This window comes from Allobosea rubneri (genome assembly GCF_032464875.1).
GTDB classification, from domain to species: Bacteria; Pseudomonadota; Alphaproteobacteria; order Rhizobiales; family Beijerinckiaceae; genus Allobosea; species Allobosea rubneri.
Genome location: NZ_JAWDID010000020.1, coordinates 24,634 through 44,969, shown reverse-complemented (window position 1 = coordinate 44,969; position 20,336 = coordinate 24,634). Strand labels below are relative to the sequence as shown.

Sequence of the window (20,336 nt, the reverse complement as noted above, 5' to 3'; positions counted from 1 at the left end):
GCAATCTGAAAGGGAGAAGAACATGCGCCAGCTCCGTGGACGCTTCGCCTGCCTGCTTTCCGCCGCCGCCATGCTTGCGATCTCGACGGCGCCCGGCTCCGCCCAGGCGCCGGCCTACCCCTCGGACCGGATCAACATGACCGTGGCCTTCGCAGCCGGCGGCTTCGTCGACACCTTCGCCCGTATCGTCGGCCAGAAGCTCAACGAGAAATGGGGCAAGGCGGTCACCGTCGAGAACCGGGCCGGAGCCGGCGGCAACACCGCCGCGGCCCTGATCGCCAACGCCAAGCCGGACGGGCTCAACCTGCTCGTCACTTCCACCGCGATCGCGATCAACGAGACCCTCTACAAGAAGCGTGACTACGCGCTCGATCAGCTCGTGCCGGTGGCGATCGCCGCCTCCTCGCCCGAGAGCATCGCAACCCATCCGTCGAAACCCGGCACGCTGAAGGACTATCTCGCCTGGGCGAAGGGCAACGAGGTCACCTTCGCCAGCGCTGGCGTCGGCTCAGGCTCGCATCTGGCGACCGAGTATTTCCTGAAGACGCTGGCCAAGCAGCCCGCCACCCATATCCCGTTCCGCGGCGGCGCCCTCTCTGTGCAGGCCGCGCTCGGCAACCAGGTCGACATGGTCGCCTCCTCCTTCGGCATCATCCCGCAGGTCGTCGAGGGCAAGCTGAAGGGCCTCGCCGTCGCGAGCGAGACGCGCGTCGCGGCGATGCCTGACGTGCCGACCTACACGGAAGCCGGCTATCCCTTCGTCGCCGAATCCTGGGTGGGCATCTTCGCCCCAGCCAAGACGCCGCCGGCCATCATCGAGCAGCTCAACGCCGCCATCACCGAGATCGTCAACGACCCGCAGACCAAGCAGAAGCTGCTCGGCATGGGCTATCTGCTTCATACCCGCTCAGCTCCGCAGACCGCCGCCTATCTCAAGGACGAGGTGCGCAAATGGGGCGAGATGGTGCAGGCCGTCGGCGTGACCGTCGAATGACCTCCGCGCCCTCGCAACTGCCGCACAAGCCTCATTCCTCGATCAGGGCGAGCCAGCCATGAGCCAGTCCCAGCATGGCTCCGGCGCGAGATTGGCGGTCCGTTCGCCGCAGAACCTCGTGTCCGGACTGATCCTGATCGGCGCGGCGCTCTTCGTCGTCTGGATGCTCGGCAATCTCTCGCAGGGCACGTTGCGGGTGATGGGCCCGGCGATGGTGCCGCGCTGGACGGCGGCCGCGATTGGCCTCTTCGGCGCCGTACTGGTGGTCATGGGCTTCACCCAGGAGGGCGACGCGTTGGAGCGCTGGCATTTGCGCGGCCCCGCCTTCGTGCTCGCCGGCATCGTGCTGTTCGCGGCGACGATCCGCCAGCCCGGCTTCATCGTGGCGGCGCCGCTCGCCATGATCGTCGCGGGCTTCGGCTCGCGCGAGGTCAGGCCGCGCGAGCTCGTGATCTTCGCACTGGTGATGACGCTGGCGTGCGCGCTGCTGTTCCGCTTCGCGCTCAACCAGCCGATCCCGATGCTGGTCCTGCCGGCATTCTCGATCAATCTCTGAGGCGGGCATGGAACTGGTCCAGAATCTCGGCCTCGGCCTCGGCATCGCGCTGTCGCCGACCAATATCGCGCTCTGCTTCGCCGGCTGCATGCTCGGCACGCTGATCGGCGTGCTGCCCGGCATCGGGCCGATCGCAACGATCGCGATCCTGCTGCCGCTGACCTTCGGGCTCGATCCGACGGCGGCGCTGATCATGCTGGCCGGCATCTATTACGGTGCACAATATGGCGGCTCCACCGCCTCGATCCTGCTCAACATTCCCGGCGAGTCGAGCGCGGTCGTCACCGCCATCGACGGCCACGAGATGGCCAGGCAGGGCCGCGCCGGCATCGCGCTGGGCATCTCGGCGATCGGCTCCTTCATCGCCGGCACGGTGGCGACGCTGGTCATCGCCGCGCTCGCCGCGCCGCTCGCCGGGATCGCCCTGATCTTCGGCCCGGCCGAGTATTTCGCGCTGATGCTGATGGGCCTTGCCTTCGCCGTGCTGCTGGCGCGCGGCTCGGTGCTCAAGGCGATCATCATGATCCTGGTCGGCGTGCTGCTCTCGACGGTCGGCCCCGACCTGACCACCGGCCAGCTCCGCCTGACCTTCGGGGCGACCTGGCTCGCCGACGGCATCGAGATCGCTCTGCTCGGCATGGGTCTGTTCGGCATCGCCGAGGTCTTCCGCAGCCTGGAGCATGGCGAGGCCCGCAAGGTCCGCGACACCCAGATCGGCCGCCTTCTGCCCGGCCGCGACGAGCTGCGCGCCTCGGCCAAGCCGATCGCGCGCGGCACGCTGCTCGGCTCGATCCTCGGCATCCTGCCCGGCAACGGCGCCGTGCTCGCCCCTTACGCCTCCTATACGCTGGAGAAGAAGCTCGCCCGCGAGCCGCGGCGCTTCGGCCGTGGCGCCATCGAAGGCGTCGCGGGACCGGAATCCGCCAACAACGCCGGTGCGCAGACCTCCTTCATCCCCCTGCTGACGCTCGGCATCCCCCCGAACGCGGTGATGGCGCTGATGGTCGGCGCGATGACGATCCACGGCATCGTGCCCGGGCCGCAGATCATGACCAAGATGCCGGACCTGTTCTGGGGCCTGATCGCCTCGATGTGGATCGGCAACCTTATGCTGCTCGTCATCAACCTGCCGATGGTCGGGCTCTGGGTGAAGCTGCTGAAGGTGCCCTACCGGCTGATGTTCGTCGGCATCGTGATTTTCTGCTGCATCGGCGTCTACTCGATCAACAGCGAGCCGGCCGACATCCTGATCATGGGCGCGCTCGCCGTCTTCGGCTACGGGCTGACCAAGTTCGGCTTCGAGCCGGCGCCGCTGACGCTCGGCTTCGTGCTCGGCCGGATGATGGAGGAGAACCTCCGCCAGGCGCTGATGATCTCGCGCGGCAATCTCATGACCTTCGTCGAGCGGCCGATCGCCGCCATCCTCATCGTGATCGCGCTCGCGATGCTCACGGTCGCCGTCCTCCCGGCGATCCGCAAGGGCCGCGACGAGGTCTTCAGCGAATAGGCGCGGCTGAAGCCGCGACAGAACCATGGACAGCAACATGCATAGCGAGACGGGCGCCGCGGCGACGACGGAACGGTGGGGCAGCGACGTCGTCGCCGAGACCATCAGGGCACTGGGCTACCGCCATGTCGCGCTGGTGCCGGGGGCGAGCTTCCGCGGCCTGCACGACAGCCTGGTGAACCATCTCGGCAATCACGACCCGGCGATGATCGTCTGCCTGCACGAGGAGCATGCGGTCGCCATCGCAGACGGCTTCTCGCGCGTGGCGCAGGAGCCGATGGCGGTGATCCTGCACTCCAATGTCGGGCTGATGCACGCCACGATGACGATCTTCAACGCCTGGTGCGACCGCCGGCCGATGCTGATCATCGGCGCCACCGGCCCGGTCGACGCCCATCGCCGCCGGCCCTGGATCGACTGGATCCACACCGCGCGCGACCAGGGCGCGCTGGTGCGCCATTATACGAAATGGGACGATCAGCCGGCTTCGGCCGAGGCTGCGGTGGAATCGCTGCTGCGGGCCGACCAGATCGCCCGCACGGCACCGACCGGCCCGGTCTATGTCTGCCTCGACGCCGAGATGCAGGAGGCCCGGCTCGATCGCGAGGTCGCCGTGCCGGATGTCCGACGCTTCGCCCCGCCCCGTCCTGCCGCCGCGCCGGCGGAGGACCTCGCCGCCACGCTTGCGATCCTGCGCGCCGCAAAGGCGCCTGTCCTGCTCGTCGGCCGGGTCTCGCGCAGCTGCGCCGACTGGCAGCGTCGCATCGCGCTGGCCGAACGCCTGGGCGCGACGGTACTGACCACGACGCACAACGCGCCGGGCTTTCCGACCGAGCATGCCCTGCACGGGCTGGCACCGGTCGGCGAGCGGCCGAACGAGGCCGAAATGGTGCTGCTGCGCGCAGCCGATGCGATCATCAGCCTCGACTGGCACGACCTCGCAGGCTTCCTCAGTGCCCGCTGCGGCGCCTCGCAGACGCAGAAGCCGCTGGACATCCCGATCGTGCATTGCTCGCTCGACGGCCATGTCGCCAATGGCTGGAGCATGGACCATCAGGCCCTGCCGGCGAGCGATGTCAGGGTGGCGGCCGATCCCGACCGCTTCGTGGCCCAGCTCCTCGAGGCCACCGGTGCCGACTGGGGCCCGGCCGCACCGCTCATCCCGGCTGACCAGCACTGGACGCTGGGCGCGCCGACGGGGCCGGACCGCAGCGCGGTTTTCAACTCCGAGCAGCTCGCCTTCACCCTCTCGGAGTTCGCAGGCGATCGCGAGATCACCTTCGCGCGGCTCTCCTTCGGCTGGCCGCGCAGCGCCTGCCGCTTCCGCACCCCGCTCGACTTCCTCGGCAAGGATGGCGGCGGCGCGGTCGGCACCGGGCCCGGGCACAGCATCGGCGCCGCGATCGCACTGCGTGACAGCGGCCGGATGACCATCGGCGTCATCGGCGACGGCGATTATCTGATGGGCGTCAACGCGCTGTGGACGGCGTCGCACCAGCGCGTGCCGCTGCTGCTCGTGATCGCCAACAACCGTTCCTATTTCAACGACGAGGTCCATCAGGAGCGCATGGCCCGCCAGCGCGGCCGGCCGGTCGAGAACAAATGGATCGGCCAGCGGCTCGACGATCCGCCGCCCGACCTGATCGGGCTCGCACGTTCGCAGGGCTTCGAAGGCGGCGCGCCGGTGCGCAGCGTCGACGAGTTGATCGCCGAGCTCGAACGCGGCGCGGCCGTGGTCGCCGCCGGCGGCCGCTACATCATCGATGCGCTGATCGTCCCGGGCTACTCCGACCGATGAGCCAGCTTGATCCAGCCACGCCACGCCTCAGCGTCGGCTGCGGCGCCTATGACCGGACCTGGCCGCTGATCGCCGGCGTGGTCCGGCCCGAGGGCTTTGCGCTCGACTGGTCGATCCTGCCGCCCGAGGAGGTCTTCCTCCGCGGCATGCTCGGCGGCGAGTTCGAGATCACCGAGATGTCGCTCTCGACCTATCTCCTGCTGCGTTCGCGCGGCAGCTGCCGCTATCTCGGCCTGCCGCTCTTCGTCTCGCGCAAATTCCGCCACAGCGCGCTCTATGTGCGCGAAGGCGCCGGCATCGAGCGGCCCGAGGACTTCGCCGGCCGCCGTGTCGGCGTGCCGGAATACCAGCTCACCGCCAATGTCTGGGTGCGCGGGCTGCTGGCCGACGAGTACGGCGTCCGGCCTGAGGCGATCCACTGGATCATCGGCGGCATCGATGCGCCCGGACGGGACGAGAAGGTGCCGGTCAACCTGCCTCCGCAATTCCAGACGACGCGCCTGCCGGCCGGCGAGACGCTCTGGCAATGGCTGCTCGACGGTAAGCTCGATGCGATCATCGCGCCACGCGCACCGCAGGCTTTCGCCGCAGGCCACCCTGCGATCAGGCGCCTCTTCGCCGACGTCCCCGCGGCGGAAAAGGCCTACTACCGCAAGACCGGTCTCTTCCCGCCGATGCACCTGATCGGCATCCGCGAGGACGTGGCCGAGCGCCATCCCGAACTCACCCCGGCGCTCGCTACCGCCTTCGAGGAGGCCAAGGCCTTCGCTGCGCATGAGCTGCATCAATACGCCTATGACACGGCGATGCTGCCCTGGCAGGAGGTGGCGCTGCGCGAGACCGAAGCGGTGATGGGGACGGATTACTGGGCCTATGGCATCGAGCCCAACCGCAAGGCGATCGAAGCCATGGCGCGCTATTCGTTCGAGCAGGGCATCGTGGACCGGCAGCTAGGCGTCAGCGAGATCTTCCCGCTCGACCTCTAGACGCTTGCATGCCGGGCCCGGCCCGCGCGCCCCGGCGGCCCCGATCACGCTCGTGTGAAGCATCGCGCCCGGGCGTTTCCTGGCCAGGCGGCATGCCTGCGCTCCCGCTCGTGTCGCAGCGCGCTGACGGCAGCAATTGCAGACCGGGAACGCTCCAAAGCCTTGGCCAGCAAGCGAGAAGCTGAACGATGGGGTAATGGCATCGCGGCCGCGGCTACCGCACAGCGGCCGTGATGTCGGGCTTGCGCCAGCTGCCGGCGCATCCGGAGGGCTGTGTGGCGTAACGCCGCAATTGGGGATAGTCTCCCCGTGACTTGCCGCGAGGAGATGGAGCTTCCTTCTCGGGCACAGTGGAGATGCCATGCCTCGATAATGCCCTCAGAACAGGCGTCCTTTCATGCGCCACGCGATCGAGACCGCACCGAAGGACGGGCATTTCGTCATCCTGGAGGATGACGCGAATGCGGTTTTCGACGTTGGGCGCTGGTCGGCGGAGGCAGGAGGCTGGATCGGGAAGGACGGTAATCCCGTCAAGATCACGCCGACGCATTGGCACCCCTTCGCCCGCGATGCCTATCTCCGGCCGGACGAGGGAGAAGTGGTCGCGGATGATGTCGCCGGCCCCAGATGGCGACGCTTCGCTGCACCCGCCGTCGGTGTCGTCGCAGTGGCGGTGGCGTTGTTCTACTTCGTGAGGCAGGAAACCGTCGAGCGACCTGCCAAGGATGGTGCTGTCGCCCAGAACAGCCGCTCGCCGAGCAAGGACTTGCAGGCAGCGCTCCCCGAGGTCCGGCAGACCGCCGAGAACCGGGCCAATCCACCCGCGGAAGAAGCGCAGACGGTTCGAGAGCAGCGCCTCGCCGCGACGCCGGGGCCAACCACGCAGCGCCCCCCGAACCAGAACGTTCCCGATGCCCTGACGCCGGAGACAGCCACTGCGCAGGAACTAGGCAAGGCCCGGCGCACCATCGAGCGCCTGGAAGCGCAACTGCGAACAGGCGCGGCCGCGGAGCAGTTGCTGAAGCAGGAGCGTGAACGCGCAGGAGTCCTCGCAGAGCAGGTCGCGGCTGCCCGACAGGCACTGGCAGCGCACACCGCGCAGCGTCATCAGGCCGTCGAGGAAGAACGATCCCGCAGCACCGCCTTGAAGAATGAGCTGGCAATGGCGCGGCGCGAGATCGAAGCGCAGGCGTCGCAATCGCGTAAGGCGAGCGGCGAGACGGAGCAGGTCAAACCGGCCGAGAGTGCCAAGACCGAGCCATCGCTCGAGGAGCAGCGTCGGAAGATGGAAGCCGCCTTGGCACAAGCCGCCGCGGCGCGACAGGACCTGATCACGAGCACTGCGCAGCACGGCCGGGCCCTCGACGAGGAGCGCGCCCGCAGCGCGGCCCTGGCGAACGAGCTGGCGACAGTGCGGCACGAGATCGAGACGCAGGCGGCACGGTTGCGCCGGGCTGACAGCGAAGCGGTGCAACTTAAGCAGACGGAGACTGCGACGACCGAACAACTGCTCGAACAGCAGCGCCAGAAGATGGCGGAGGCTGTCGCCGAAGCCGCAGCCGCGCGGCAGAATCTGGCGGCAACGACTGCGCGGCACGGCCAGATCCTCGACGAGGAACGCGCCCGCAGCGCCGCCCTCGCGAACGAGTTGGCGAAAGCGCGACGCGAGGCCGAAACACAGGCGACACAATCGCGCCAGGCGAACGAGGAAGTGGCGCAGCTCAAGCAGGCCGAGGCCAGCAGGACCGAGCAATATCGTCAGAAGATGGAAGCCGCCGTCGCCGACGCTGCGGCGGCGCGACAGGATATTGCTGCGAACGCGGCGAAGCACGGCCAAGTCCTAGACGAGGAGCGCACCCGAAGCGCCACCTTGGCGCGCGAACTGGCGATGGCGAAGCGCGAGATCGAGGCGCAGACGGCGCAATCGCGCCGGGCCAATGACGAGGCGGCGCAGCTCAAGCAGGCTGAGGCCGCAAAGACCGAGCAAGTGCTGGAACAGCAACGCCAGAAGATGGATGCTGCCGCCGCGGAGGCCACGGCGGCGCGACAGGATCTGGCTGCGAGCACGGCGAAGCACAGCCAGGCCCTCGACGAGGAGCGCGCCCGAAGCGCGAAACTGGTGAACGAGCTGGCGGCGGCACGACGCGAGATCGAGGCGCAGGCGGCGCAAGCGCGCCAGACGAGCGGTGACACCGCACAGCTCAAGCAAGCGGAAACCGCGAAAGCCGAGCAACTGCTCGAACAGCAGCGGCAGAAGATGGAGGCCGCGCTCGCGGAGGCCGCGGCAGCGCGTCAGGGCGTGGCTGCAAGCGCGGCGAAGCACGGGCAGGCTCTCGACCAGGAACGTGCCCGCAGCGCCGCCCTGGCAAACGAACTGGCAACGGCGCGGCGTGAAATCGAGGTGCAGGCCTCGCAATCGCGCAAGGCGAGCGATGAAGCGGCGCGCCTCAAGCAGGCTGAGGCCGCGAAGACCGAGCAACTGCTCGAACAACAGCGCCAGAAGATCGCAGCCGCTCTGGCGGAGGCAGCGGCGGCGCGACAGGAACAGTCTGCGAGCGCGACCCAGCAGGGCAAGACCCTCGACGAGGAGCGAAGCCGCGGCGCCGCGTTGGCGAACGAACTGGCGACGGCGCGACGCGAGATCGAGGCGCAGACGGCGCGGTCACGCCAGGCGAGCGATGAAACGGCTGAACTCAGGCAGGCGGAGACCGCGAGGACCGAGCAATTGCTCGAACAGCAGCGCCAGAGAATGGCGGCTCTTGCCGAGACTGCCGCGGCGCGGCAGGAACTGACCGCGAGCGCGACGCAGCACGGCAAGGTCCTCGAGGAGGAGCGAGCCCGCTATGCCGTCCTGGCAAACGAGCTGGCGACGGCGCGGCGCGAGATCGAGGCGCAGGCGGCGCAGTTTCGCCAGGCTGGCGAAGAGACGGAGTTCCGCCGGCAGGCGGATGAGACAAGACTGGCGGCGCTTCAGCAGACGCTGAGGGAAGAGCGCGACAGGTCTGCCGCGTCGGCAGCCGAGCGCGATGCGACGCGGCGCGCGGCGGATGTGCAGGCCCGGCCGGAGTTCGTCACGAACGACCAGCTCCCCCGGGCGATCGAGGTGAAGGACGCGACCGCCGTGCCATCGCCGGCCGCCTCGGAAGCGCAGGGCGGTGCGGAGGCAGCAAGGATGATCGCGCGCGCCGGTGTGCTGCTCGGCCAGGGCGACATCGGTGGTGCGCGGATCGTGCTCGAACGCGCTGCGGACACGGGCAGCGCTCGCGCGGTCTTCATGCTCGCGGAAACCTACGATCCCGGCGTTCTCTCGGCGTGGAAGACCTATGGAACGCGAGGCGAGGTGACGCGGGCGCGCGAACTCTACGCGAAGGCGCATGCCGGCGGCATTCAGGAGGCGAAGGAGAGGTTCGACAGCCTGGGTCGGTGAGACGCCTGTCAGGCCGGCTCCGGCCTGTGATTTTGTTGCGGTGCTCAAGAGGGAGTTGGGGGATGGAACGGTCCTCGGGAAGACGCCTGCTCTTGCTAGCCTCATTGATCGCGCTCGCCGGAGGGCTTCTGGCGGATGGTCTGTCGGCACAGACGCGGAGGAACGAAGCCCCGGGGGCCGCTGCGCCGCATCGCGCCGCGGCGCAGGAGACGCCGCAGGAGAAGATGAACGCCTGGACCGTCGGCCTTGCCGGCGGACTGATCGAGGGGGCGCCGCTGCGTCTCGCGGCGGAAATGGCGCGCGTCGCCGACGACGGACAGAACCTGCATGTCCTGCCGATCGTCACGCGCGGAGCCACCGAGAACCTGAATTCGCTGCTCTATCTGCGCGGCGTCGATACGGCGATCATCAACTCCGACGCGCTGGACGAGTACAAGGCCCAGCTGCCGCAGATCAGGCGCCGAATCACCTATGTCCTCAATCTCTTCCCCTCGGAACTTCACATCTTCGTTCGCCCCGAGATTCAGAATCTATCGGATCTCGCCGGGAAGAAGGTGAACTTCAACACCCAGGGAACCGCCGCGGCCTATTCGGGGCCGCTGATCTTCAGCCGGCTCGGCATCAATGCGGACAAGATGTTCATCCCGCACCAGATCGCGCTCGAGCAGATGCGCAAGGGCGAGATCGCCGCAGTCGTCTTCATTACCTCGAAGCCGGTCGATGCTTTCGTGCGCGGGCGTTTCGAGCCCGGCTTCAAGTTCCTGTCCGTCCAGTACGACAGCAAGTTCGAGGACTACTACCTGCCGGCGGTGCTGGAGGCGGGCGAGTATCCCGGCCTGATCAAGCAGGGCGAGCGGGTGCAGACGATCGCGGTGCCGACCGCGCTCGTCGCGTTCAACTGGCCGACGCAGTCAAACCGCTACCAACGCGTCGCGCGTTTCGTCGATGTGCTGTTCTCCCGCATCGACCGGCTTCAGGGACCGGGCTTCGATCCGAAGTGGAAGTCGATCAACCTGGCTGCGACCGTCCCCGGCCTCGACCGGTTCTCGGCGGCGCAGGACTGGCTGGATCGCCAGACGAGAGCGCCGCGGGCCTTGCGATGAAGGTGGTCGCCCTGTCCATCGCGATCGAGATCGCCGGCGGAGTCGCGCTGGCGCAGGACGTGGCCGATCCGACGGCTCACCTTCGCGCCTGCGCTGCGATGGAGTCTGCTGCACGGCTGGAATGCCTGGACAAGCTGTCGCGCAGCATCGTACCTACCGACCGCCCGGTCCGCGGTGAAGACAACTGGATCGTCAGCGAAACGACTTCGCCGGTCGACTATACGCCGATCGTGACCGCGAAGACGTTCGCGCGCGGCGGTCCCGAAAGTTCGCTGACGCAGTTGACCATCTACTGCCGCGGCGGCCGAACGGAATTGGCGGTTTCGGGCCCGGCCGTCACCGGTGGCGGAACTGACTATATCATCGTCTATCGCGTCAATGAGGCGGCTCCCCTGCAGATCGCGGCCGGAGTCCCGTCATTCGGTTCCGGTGCCGCGTTCAGGGCCGATGTCGTGCAGTTCCTGCACTCCCTGCCTGACGAGGGCGGCCTCAATGTCCGCCTCGTGCCCCGATCCGGCGCCGCCCATGAGGGGCAGTTCGCCCTGACCGGACTGAAAGGGGTGCGGGCCAAGATCGCCTTAGCCTGCAAGTGGCCGAACCTCGGTGCCACCCCCGGCAACCGATGATCCTCGAACCAAACGGGAGAACGAAGATGATTGCTTGCAACGGAACTGCCCGGGCCGTGCTGATCAGCGTCGTGGCGCTCCTGATCGCCTCGCCGCCCTCCATCGCGCAGGAAAAGAGGCAGGCCTCGGCGCAGACATCGAAGCGGACTGCCGCCGAAACAAAAGCCCACCGCCTCGTCCTCCAGGTGAACTCGAACGACCCAGCGACGATGAATCTCGCGCTCAACAACGCGACCAACGTCGCGCAGCACTACAAGGAGATCGGCGAGCCCGTCGAAATCGAGATCGTCACCTTCGGGCCGGGACTGCACATGCTCAGGGACGACACCTCCCCGGTCAAGGCGCGGATCAAGGAGCTCACGCTCAGCACGCCGGCCATATCCTTCAAGGCGTGCGGCAATACGCAGGAGAACATGAAGAAGGCCGAGAACAAGGAGATTTCGCTCATTTCCGATGTCTCGGTCGTAAAATCCGGCGTGGTGCGCGTCATGGAACTGCAGGAGCGCGGCTGGACCTATGTAAGGCCATGACAAGCAGTGCTCGGGTGGCGGCGGCCGGATAATCTGATCGCCTCGCTTGCTGCCTAGCCAGCTTGGCGGACTCCGAGATCGCCTGCTGCCGCTCCCCTTCAGCGGTGCTGGCGTCCGCTGACCGGCTCTGCAGCTATAGAGATTGCTCGTCCAGCCCTGCGCTCCTTCCAACCCAGGCCAATGGCGCCTGGGGCCTCAATCGGCGCGGCCGCGCGCCTCGACCGGCCATTGCGCCACGAGATCGACGCCGCGCACGACGTGCAGGATGTCGTGCAGATTGATCGTCGGGTCGCAATGCGGGATCGTGCATTCGACGACCGTGCCGATCGGCAGCGCGCCCTGCCCGTCCGACGTCAGGATGCGGCCGAACTCGTCGCCGCACCATTCGATCCGCCCGACCAGCTCACCATTCAGGAAGACGCGCGGAGGCGGGCCGTCGAGCGCAAAGCTCTTGCTTCCGCCATCGGTGATGGCGAAGCCGAGCGAGCTGTGCCCGATCACGGTGACAGCGATGCGCAGCGCCGGCTTGAACTCCGGCCCGCCCCGGCCATGCATGTCGACGCTGTCATAGGCCTCGTCCATGAAGACGTAGGAGCCGGCCTGGATCTCGGTCAGCAACTGGTCCTCGCCGTCGAGGAGATGGCTGCCGGTACCGCCGCCCGAGACGATCTCCGGCGCGAAACCGGCCGCGCGCAGCGCCGCGATCATAGCGGCGAGCAGCCGGCCCATCTCCTGGTTGGCGATGCGGCGCGCAGCGAAGTCGTCGATATGCTGAACGCGGCCCTGATAGGCCTGGACGCCGCGATAGCGCAGCCCGTCCAGCCCGGAAACGAGCTTCGCCAGTTCGACAGCCTCGGCCGGCGTCGCGACGCCGCTGCGCTTCAGCCCGACATCGAGATCGACCAGCACGTCGAACAAGGCGCCGTGCCGCTGCGCCGCCTGCGCATAAGCGGTGGCGAGATCGGCCCGGTCGACCACGACGCCGATGCGCCCGCCTGCAGCCGCAGCCCGTGCCAGCGCGTCGATCTTCGCGGGGCTGGCGATCGGGGCACTGAGCAGGAGATCGCGCACGCCGCCTTCGAACAGTGCCAGCAATTCGCCGGGCTTGGCGCAGCAATTGCCGAGCGCCCCAGCCGCCATCTGCCGGCGGGTGATCTCGGCGCATTTATGCGATTTCGCATGAGGCCTGAGGTTCAGCCCGGCCTTGCGGCAGGTCTCTGCCATCAGCACGATATTGTGCTCGAACAGGTCGAGATCGAGCACCGCCGCCGGCGTCTCCAGCCGCGCCCGGCTGCCCGGCTCGTTGATGAGCTGTTCGTTGAGGGCGGCCGCGCCGAACAAATGCATGGTCATGGCGTGGCCCCCGCAAGCTCGGCCCGCCGACGAGCTGTAGCGGTGTGATCGATGGTTGCGCCATCGGCGGCGAAGACCACCCCGTAATCCCGCGCAGCGCCCGCCGCCGTGACCTTCCCTTCCCGCAGATCGTCCTCGACGCGGAAGGGATCGCGCCGCAACGCATCGCCATAGCCGCCACCGCCCGCTCCGATCAGGCGGAAGACGTAGCCGGCGCGGGCGGTGAAACTCTCCATCGGCATGGTCGGCAGGCCCTGCTCCGTGCCGTCGGCGCGGATCAGGATGTGGGCCGAGGGTGCGCCGGGGCTGCCGCCCTCGAAGCCGAAGGGCGGATGGTCGCGCCGGTCGCCGCGCAGCACGAAACGGATCGGCGCGAGGAAGCGGAACTCGCGGATGAAGGAGAGCCCGCCGCGGAACTCACCCGGCCCACCGGTATCCGGTACGAGCCCATAGCGCATCACCTCGACCGGCATGTCGGCCTCGATCATCTCGACCGGCTGGTTGGAGAGGTTGGCGGCAGGATTGGAGATGCCCTCGATGCCGTCCTTGCCGGCCCGCGCGCCCCAGGTGCCGACCACCATCTCATTGAGCACGAAGGGACGCCCTTCATGCATGCCGCCACCCGCCAGCAGGTAGGGTCCGCCCTCCGAGCCGCCGATGGCGCGTTCCGGCACGATCTGGGCCAGTGCCTGCATGATCGCATCGAAGACGCGATAGCCGACGACACCGCGTGCGCCGCAGGCGGCGGGATAACGCGGATTGACCAGGCAGCCCTCCGGCGCCCTGACCGTGATTGGCCTGAGATACCCCTCGCAATTCGGGATATCCTGCTGCGAGAGGCAACGGATCGCGCAGAACGAGGCCGATTCCGGCAGCGAGATCGGGCAGTTGATCGAGGCCGCGACCTGGTCGGCCGTACCGGTGAAATCGATGTCGATCGTGTCGTCGGCGACGGTGACGGTGGCGACGATCGGCAGTGGCTGCGGGCTCTCGCCGACGCCGTCGATATAGTCGGTGGCGCGATAGACGCCATTCGGCAAGGCGCGGATGACGTCGCGCATCATCGCCTCGGCATGGTCGTGCAGCGCGTCGATATAGGTGTCGAGCATCTCGGCCCCGTAGCGGCCGATCAGTGTCTTCAGCCCTTCCTCGGCGACGTTGCAGGCGGCGATCTGGGCGCGGATGTCGCCGAGCACCTCGACCGGCGAGCGGGTATTGGCTTCGAGGATGCGGAAGACCGCGTCGACCGGTGTGCCGGCCTCGTAGAGCTTGAGCAGCGGCAGGCGCAGGCCTTCCTGCTGGATCTCGGTAGCGTAGATCGCAACCGAGCCGGGCACGATGCCGCCGAGATCGGTGTGATGCGCCACCGTCGCGGCGAAGCCCGAGAGCCGGCCGGCGACGAAGATCGGCTTCAGGATGTAGATGTCCGGCAGGTGCTGGCCGCCGGAGCCGTAGGGGTCGTTGGCAATCAGGATGTCGCCCGGCTTCAGCGTGTCGCCATAGCGTTCTCTAACGAAGCCCATGATGCGCGGGAAGGAGCAGAGCTGGATCGGTAGGGTCAGCCCCTGCGCGATCACCCGGCCCTTCGCATCGCAGAGCGCGGTCGAGTAATCCATGATGTCGCGCACGACAGGCGAATAGGCCGAGCGCATCACGATCAGCGCCATCTCGTCGGCGGTCGAGGCCAGCGCGTTGCGGATCACTTCGAGGGTGATCGGGTCGATCTCGCGCATGCTCATGCGGCCTCCAGGGCGATGTCGATATTGCCGGCTTCGTCGAGCCGCGCGCTCTGGCCGGGGCCGACGACGCAGGTGCAGTCATATTCCTCGATGACGAAGGGCCCGCGCCGCGCAGTGGCATCGAGATCGGCCCGGCCGATCACGGCGATCGAGCCAGCGAATCCGCTGGCGTTGAAGGAAACTGTCCGGTCGGCCCGGCGCATCGGCGCCTCCGCCGCGAATTTCTGGCGCGGCGCGATCAGCGGCAGGCGCGCGGTCAGACGGGCATTGACGAGATGGACCGCATCCTTCTGCGAGCGGTGGCCATAGGTGCGCTCGTGCTCGCGGTGAAACAGTTCGGCGAGCTCGGCGATGTCGAAGCGCCTGGCCGGTACGGTCAATTCATAAGCCTGGCCGACATAGCGCAAGTCGGCGGCATAGCGGAATTCGGCCTGCGCCAAATCATAGCCCTCTAGCGCGAGGATGCGGCTGGCGTCGGCGCCGAGTTCGGCGAAGAGCTGCTCCAGCCCGGCTTCGTCGAGTTCCCCCGCCCGCCGCCGCGACGGCCGCACGAACTCCTGCTCGACATCGGAGCGCAGCAGGCCGAGCGCGCTGAAGACGCCGGCGGCGCGCGGGACGATGACGCGGCGGATGCCGAGCGCGTTCGCCACCTCGGCCGCGACCACCGGGCCGTTGCCGCCGAAGGCAACCAGGGTCGCCTGGCGCGGATCGCGACCGCGATAGGTCGAGACCGCCTTGACCGCCCGCGTCATGGTGGTGACCGCAAGCGTCAGCACCCCGCGCGCCGTCTGCTGGAGGTCGAGCCCGAGCGGGCGCGCGACCTGGTCGTTCAGCGCGGTGCGGCCGGCATCGGCCTGGAGCGGGAAGCTGCCGCCGGCGAGCGCGACGTCGTTGATGTAGCCGAGGGTCAGGAAGGCGTCGGTCAGCGTCGCCTGCTTGCCGCCGAGCCCGTAGCAGACCGGTCCCGGCCAGGCCCCGGCGCTCTGCGGGCCGACCGAGACCTGATTCATCTTGTCGATGGCGACGATGCTGCCGCCGCCGGCGCCGATCTCGGAGACGTCGATGAAGGGCATCTTGATCGGGTAGCCGCCGCCCTTGACCAGCTTGCTCGACAGATTGATGCCGGCGCCGACCTCGTATTCGGTGGTGCGGGCTGGCTCGCCATGCTCGATCAGCGCCGCCTTGGCGGTCGTGCCCCCCATGTCGAAGGAGATGATGCTGGGCTCGTCGCTCCCTGAGACCAGCCTTGCGCAGGCGATGACGCCGGCGGCCGGGCCTGATTCAACCAGCGACGCCGCCCGCTTCACTGCCGAGCCCAGCCGCATGATGCCGCCGCCGGAATGCATCATCTCGACCTGGCAGCCGACGCCGATCGAGGCGAGCCGTGCCGTCAGCGCGCTGGCATAGTTGCGCACGACCGGGCCGATATAGGCGTTCACCACCACGGTCGAGGTGCGCTCGTACTCGCGGATCTCCGGCAGGATCTCCGAGCCTCGGCAGATGTAGACGCCGTCGCCGAGCTCGGCGCGCAGGATCGCCTCGGCCTCGATCTCGTGCTGCGGATTGGCGTAGGCGTGCAGGAAGCTGATCGCGACAGCCTCGACGCCCTCCTCCCGGAAACGCCGGGCGGCCGCGACGACATCCTCGCGCGAAAGCGGCACGCGCACGGAGCCATCGGGACCGAGCCGCTCGCTGACCTCGAGCCGCAGGCGCCGCGCCGCCAGCGGCTTCGGCTTGTCATATTGCAGATCGTAGAGCACCGGGATGCGCAGGCGGCGCATCTCGAGCACATCGCGGAAGCCAGCCGTGGTGAGGAGCCCCGTGCGGGCGCCCTTGTATTCGAGGATGGCGTTGGTCGCGACCGTCGTCGCATGGACGATGCCGGTGATGCGGTCGGGCGTGGTCTGGTAGTCCTCGACCAGCGCCTTCAAGGCCTGGGCGATGCCGCGACTGTAGTCGTCCGGCGTCGAAGGCACCTTGCGGGTCTCGATCAGCCCATCGTCGCGCGCGACCACGACATCGGTGAAGGTGCCGCCGATGTCGATGCCGATCCGGTAGCTATGCTGCGCCATGGATGTCTTCCCGGGTTTCTGGAGCCGCCGTGTCGGCACGGACCGGCAGCGGCGTGCGCCGGCCGGCGAGGCCTTTCGGCACGGCGGCGATGAGGGCTTGGGTGTAGGGGTGCTGCGGCCGGTCGAGCACGTCGAGGCAAGGCCCCTGCTCGACGATCGCGCCCTTGCGCATCACGACGATGCGGCTGCACAGCGTGCGCACCAAAGCGAGATCGTGGCTGATGAAGAGGAGCGTCAGGCCGAGCTCGCGGGTCAATCGCGACAACAGGTTGATCACCTGCGCCTGCAGGGAGACGTCGAGCGCCGAGACCGGCTCGTCGGCGATCAGCACCTCCGGCTTCATCGCCAGCGCGCGAGCGAGGCCGATGCGCTGGCGCTGCCCGCCGGAGAGCTCATGCGGCAGGCGCGGCCCGATCTCGGGGCCGAGCCCCACCAGCGTCAGCAGTTCGGCGATCTCGCGCTCGCGCTGCGCCTTGGGCACGCCGCGCAACGCCAGCGTCTCACTGATGCAACGATCGACGCTCTTGCGGGGGTTCAGCGCGCTGCTCGAATCCTGAAAAACCATCTGCACGCGCCGGCGCCACGGCCCGGCATGGTCGCGCATCAAGTCCGCCATCGACTGGCCGTCGAGCAGGACCTCGCCCGAGGTCGGCCGCGCCAACCCGACTGCGAGGCTGGCCAGCGTCGACTTGCCCGAGCCGCTCTCGCCGACGATGCCGACGACATCACCGCGCATGACGTCGAGACCGATGTCGTCGAGCGCGACGAGCCGGCTGTCGCGGCCGAGCAGACGGTCGAGCAGCCCGCCCTGCGGGAAGGATTTGGAGACGCCGCGCAGCGACAGGATCGGGCCGGTCATCGCGGCCTCCAGCAGGCGGTGCGGTGCCCGGCCTCGGCGACCAGCGCCGGCATCTGGCTGGCGCAGGGTTCGGCGGCGTCGGGACAGCGCGGCGAGAACGGGCAGCCCATCGGCAGCCGGCCGAGGCGCGGCGGCGCCCCCTCGATCGCGGTGAGCGGGCCGACCGGGCCGGACAGGCTCGGCACGCAGGCCTTGAGCAGATTGGTATAGGGATGGCGCGGTGCGCGCTCGATCGCCTCGACCGGCCCGTCCTCGACGACCTTGCCGCCATACATCACGACGACACGGTCGACGATCTCGGCGACGAGCTGGAGGTTGTGCGAGATGAAAACGACGGCGAGGCGAAGCTCGCGGCGCAGTTCCGCGATCAGGTCGACGATCTGCGCCTGGACGGTGACGTCGAGCGCCGTTGTCGGCTCATCGGCGATCAGCAGGCGCGGGCGGCAGGCGATCGCCATGGCGATCAGCGCGCGCTGGCGCATGCCGCCCGAGAACTCGTGCGGATAGGAGGCGAGGCGCCGGCCGGCATCGCGGATGCCGACACGCTCCAGTGCTTCCACCGCGATACGCCGTGCCTCGGCTGACGAGACGCCACGATGCGCCCGCACCACGTCGGTGATCTGCCGGCCGATGGTCAGCGCCGGATTGAGCGAACTCTGCGGATCCTGGAAGACCATGGCGATGTCGCGCCCGCGCAGCGCCCGCATGAGCTTCTCGTCGGCGGCGAGCAGGTCCTCACCGTCGAACACGACGCGGCCGCCGGTGATCCGGGCCGGCGCTCCGAGCAGCCGCATCACCGCGAGCATGCTGAGGCTCTTGCCCGAGCCGGATTCGCCGACGATGCCGACGGCCTCCCCCGGCGCCACGGCGAAGTCGACGCCGCGCACCGCCTCGACCATGCCGCCATCGGCCGAGCGGAAGCCGACGCGCAGGCCCTCGACGCTGAGCAGGGCCGGGCTCATGCGACCAGCGTCCTGGCTTCGCTGCGCGGATCGAACAGGTCGCGCACCGCATCGCCCAGCAGGTTGAAGCCGATCACGGTCAGCGAGATGGCGAGCCCCGGAAACACCGGCAGCCACCATTCGCCCGAATAGATCGCGCTGCGGGCATCGGAGAGCATGGTGCCCCAGCTCGGCTGCGGCGGCTGCACGCCGAGGCCGACGAAGCTGATCGAGGCCTCGATGACGATACCGATAGCGACCAGCAGCGTGCCCTGCACGATGATCGGCGAGAGGCAGTTCGGCAGCACGTCGCCGCTGACGATCTGCCAGTGCGAGGCGCCTTGCAGGAAGCGGGCGCGGACATAGTCGGCCGCGGCGATGCGCTTGGCCACCGCATAGGTGACTCGGGCGAAAACCGGCGAGAACAGGCAGCCGACGAGGACGATGATCTTGACCTCGTTCGGCAGCAGCAGCGGGCCGACCGGCAGCGGCCCGACGCCGAGGATGCCGACGATGGCGATCGCCCAGACCAGGAGCGGGATCGAGGCAACGCCGTCGACGATGCGCATCACGATCTGCTCGCCGATCCCGCCCCTGTAGGCGGCGAACACCCCGGCTGAGACGCCGATCAGCGCGCCGATCAGCACAGCGCCGATTCCGACCGAGAGCGAGGCGCGGGCGCCGAACAGGATGCGGCTAAGCACGTCGCGGCCGGCCTGGTCCGTGCCGAGCCAGTGCTTCGCATCGGGCTCGACCAGCCTGTCCTCGATGTTGAGCGCGAGCGGGTCATAGGGCGCGATCAGCGGCGCGAGGATCGCGGCGAGCACGATAAGCCCGACAATGACGGCGCCGAGCCAGCCACTCCAGTCAAGACCACGCAGGGCTTTGCGCAGATTGCTCATGCCGCCGCCCTCTGGCGCGGATCGAGCACGCGGTTGATCAGGTCGGCGCCGAGATTGGCGAAGACGAAGATCGCGGTGAACAGGAAGACGATGCCCTGCAGCAGCAGGAAGTCGCGCTGCGAGATCGCGTTCAGCAGCGCGCGAGACAGGCCGGGGATGTTGAAGACCTGCTCGATGATCAGCGCCCAGCCGAACATGTAGCCGAAGGAGAGCGCGGCGAGGTTGACCACCGGCGGCAGCGCATTGACCAGCGCGTAGAACACGACCTGGCGGGAGGAGAGACCCATGGCGCGGGCGGTGCGGACATAGTCGCCGCGCAAGGTCTCCTGCAGGCTCGCCTGCGTCATCCTTGCGAGCACGGCGATGTAGTAGACTGCGAGCGAGAGCGAGGGCATCAGGATGCTCTGCAGGTGCAACGACAGCCCGGCCGAGAGCGGGAAATAGCCGCCCGGCGGCAGCAGGCGCAGATCGACCGCCAGGAAGCGGATCAGCACGATGCCGAGCCAGAAGGCGGGTATCGACAGGCCGAGCACGGAGGCGAAGCGGCTCACCCGGTCGAAGACCCCGCCCGGCTTGAGCGCCGCCAGTACGCCGATGCCCAGCCCGAAGACGAGCGCGATCAGGAAGGCGAACACGACGATTGACAGCGTCACCGGCAGCGCGCTGACGATCTCGGTCGCGACGTCGCGGCCAGTGACGAAGGACCTGCCGAAGTCCCCCCGCATGACGTCGCCGAGCCAGGCGGCATATTGCGAGAGGAAAGGCCGGTCGAGGCCGTGCGACTGCTCGAACTGCGTGATCTGCTCGGCGGTCGCGTCCGCCCCGAGCACGATCCGGGCCGGCGAACCCGGTCCGGAACGTGTCAGCGCGAACAGCGCAAGGCCGACGAAGAGCAGCGTGCCGATCGACGAGACGATCCGGCCTGCGACGAGGCGGAGCATGG

General features: G+C 68.4%; 16 protein-coding genes. 9 read left to right on the top strand and 7 right to left on the bottom strand.

Annotated elements, in window-relative coordinates:
- Nucleotides 1–22 precede the first annotated feature (22 nt).
- From RKE40_RS14665 to RKE40_RS14625, 9 genes are all read left to right on the top strand, one after another.
- On the top strand, nucleotides 23–994 hold the full coding sequence (locus tag RKE40_RS14665) for a Bug family tripartite tricarboxylate transporter substrate binding protein (protein WP_316018971.1): 972 nt from the start codon (nucleotides 23–25) through the stop codon (nucleotides 992–994).
- Between the two features lie 58 nt (nucleotides 995–1,052).
- Entirely contained in the window at nucleotides 1,053–1,550 is a 498-nt protein-coding gene (locus RKE40_RS14660; protein WP_316018970.1) for a tripartite tricarboxylate transporter TctB family protein, read from the top strand.
- Nucleotides 1,551–1,557: 7 nt separating this feature from the next.
- Complete coding sequence (locus tag RKE40_RS14655) at nucleotides 1,558–3,057, top strand: tripartite tricarboxylate transporter permease (RefSeq protein ID WP_316018969.1); 1,500 nt, start codon at nucleotides 1,558–1,560, stop codon at nucleotides 3,055–3,057.
- Nucleotides 3,058–3,094: 37 nt separating this feature from the next.
- A complete protein-coding gene (locus RKE40_RS14650; RefSeq protein ID WP_316018968.1) occupies nucleotides 3,095–4,855 on the top strand; it encodes a thiamine pyrophosphate-binding protein in 1,761 nt (586 codons plus the stop codon).
- Nucleotides 4,852–5,841 carry a substrate-binding domain-containing protein gene (locus RKE40_RS14645; RefSeq protein ID WP_316018967.1) on the top strand — a complete coding sequence of 330 codons (990 nt, stop codon included), beginning with the start codon at nucleotides 4,852–4,854 and terminating at the stop codon, nucleotides 5,839–5,841. Before RKE40_RS14650 ends, RKE40_RS14645 begins: the two co-directional genes overlap by 4 nt.
- Before the next feature lie 397 nt (nucleotides 5,842–6,238).
- Entirely contained in the window at nucleotides 6,239–9,268 is a 3,030-nt protein-coding gene (locus RKE40_RS14640) for a hypothetical protein (protein WP_316018966.1), read from the top strand.
- 62 nt (nucleotides 9,269–9,330) lie between these two features.
- The gene (locus RKE40_RS14635; protein ID WP_316018965.1) at nucleotides 9,331–10,371 is read left to right on the top strand and encodes a TAXI family TRAP transporter solute-binding subunit; all 1,041 of its coding nucleotides are present in this window, start codon (nucleotides 9,331–9,333) and stop codon (nucleotides 10,369–10,371) included.
- Complete coding sequence (locus RKE40_RS14630; RefSeq protein WP_316018964.1) at nucleotides 10,368–10,997, top strand: hypothetical protein; 630 nt, start codon at nucleotides 10,368–10,370, stop codon at nucleotides 10,995–10,997. The genes RKE40_RS14635 and RKE40_RS14630 overlap by 4 nt, the downstream gene beginning before the upstream one ends.
- 26 nt (nucleotides 10,998–11,023) lie before the next feature.
- Complete coding sequence (locus RKE40_RS14625) at nucleotides 11,024–11,527, top strand: DsrE family protein (RefSeq protein WP_316018963.1); 504 nt, start codon at nucleotides 11,024–11,026, stop codon at nucleotides 11,525–11,527.
- Nucleotides 11,528–11,722: 195 nt separating this feature from the next.
- Here RKE40_RS14625 and RKE40_RS14620 read toward each other — a convergent pair whose 3' ends face one another.
- The 7 genes from RKE40_RS14620 to RKE40_RS14590 are packed head-to-tail and all read right to left on the bottom strand — an operon-like array spanning nucleotide 11,723 to nucleotide 20,334.
- Complete coding sequence (locus RKE40_RS14620; protein WP_316018962.1) at nucleotides 11,723–12,880, bottom strand: DSD1 family PLP-dependent enzyme; 1,158 nt, start codon at nucleotides 12,878–12,880, stop codon at nucleotides 11,723–11,725.
- On the bottom strand, nucleotides 12,877–14,619 hold the full coding sequence (locus tag RKE40_RS14615; RefSeq protein WP_316018961.1) for a hydantoinase B/oxoprolinase family protein: 1,743 nt from the start codon (nucleotides 14,617–14,619) through the stop codon (nucleotides 12,877–12,879). The genes RKE40_RS14620 and RKE40_RS14615 overlap by 4 nt, the downstream gene beginning before the upstream one ends.
- Nucleotides 14,616–16,691: a hydantoinase/oxoprolinase family protein gene (locus RKE40_RS14610; protein ID WP_316018960.1), complete on the bottom strand. Its 2,076-nt coding sequence runs from the start codon at nucleotides 16,689–16,691 to the stop codon at nucleotides 14,616–14,618. The genes RKE40_RS14615 and RKE40_RS14610 overlap by 4 nt, the downstream gene beginning before the upstream one ends.
- Nucleotides 16,678–17,550, bottom strand: a complete 873-nt coding sequence (locus tag RKE40_RS14605) for an ATP-binding cassette domain-containing protein (RefSeq protein WP_316018959.1) — start codon at nucleotides 17,548–17,550, stop codon at nucleotides 16,678–16,680. The genes RKE40_RS14610 and RKE40_RS14605 overlap by 14 nt, the downstream gene beginning before the upstream one ends.
- Nucleotides 17,547–18,512: an ABC transporter ATP-binding protein gene (locus RKE40_RS14600; RefSeq protein WP_316018958.1), complete on the bottom strand. Its 966-nt coding sequence runs from the start codon at nucleotides 18,510–18,512 to the stop codon at nucleotides 17,547–17,549. The genes RKE40_RS14605 and RKE40_RS14600 overlap by 4 nt, the downstream gene beginning before the upstream one ends.
- Nucleotides 18,509–19,393: an ABC transporter permease gene (locus RKE40_RS14595; RefSeq protein ID WP_316018957.1), complete on the bottom strand. Its 885-nt coding sequence runs from the start codon at nucleotides 19,391–19,393 to the stop codon at nucleotides 18,509–18,511. Before RKE40_RS14595 ends, RKE40_RS14600 begins: the two co-directional genes overlap by 4 nt.
- Nucleotides 19,390–20,334, bottom strand: coding sequence for an ABC transporter permease (locus tag RKE40_RS14590; protein ID WP_316018956.1), 945 nt, complete (start codon nucleotides 20,332–20,334; stop codon nucleotides 19,390–19,392). The genes RKE40_RS14595 and RKE40_RS14590 overlap by 4 nt, the downstream gene beginning before the upstream one ends.
- Between the last annotated feature and the right edge of the window lie 2 nt (nucleotides 20,335–20,336).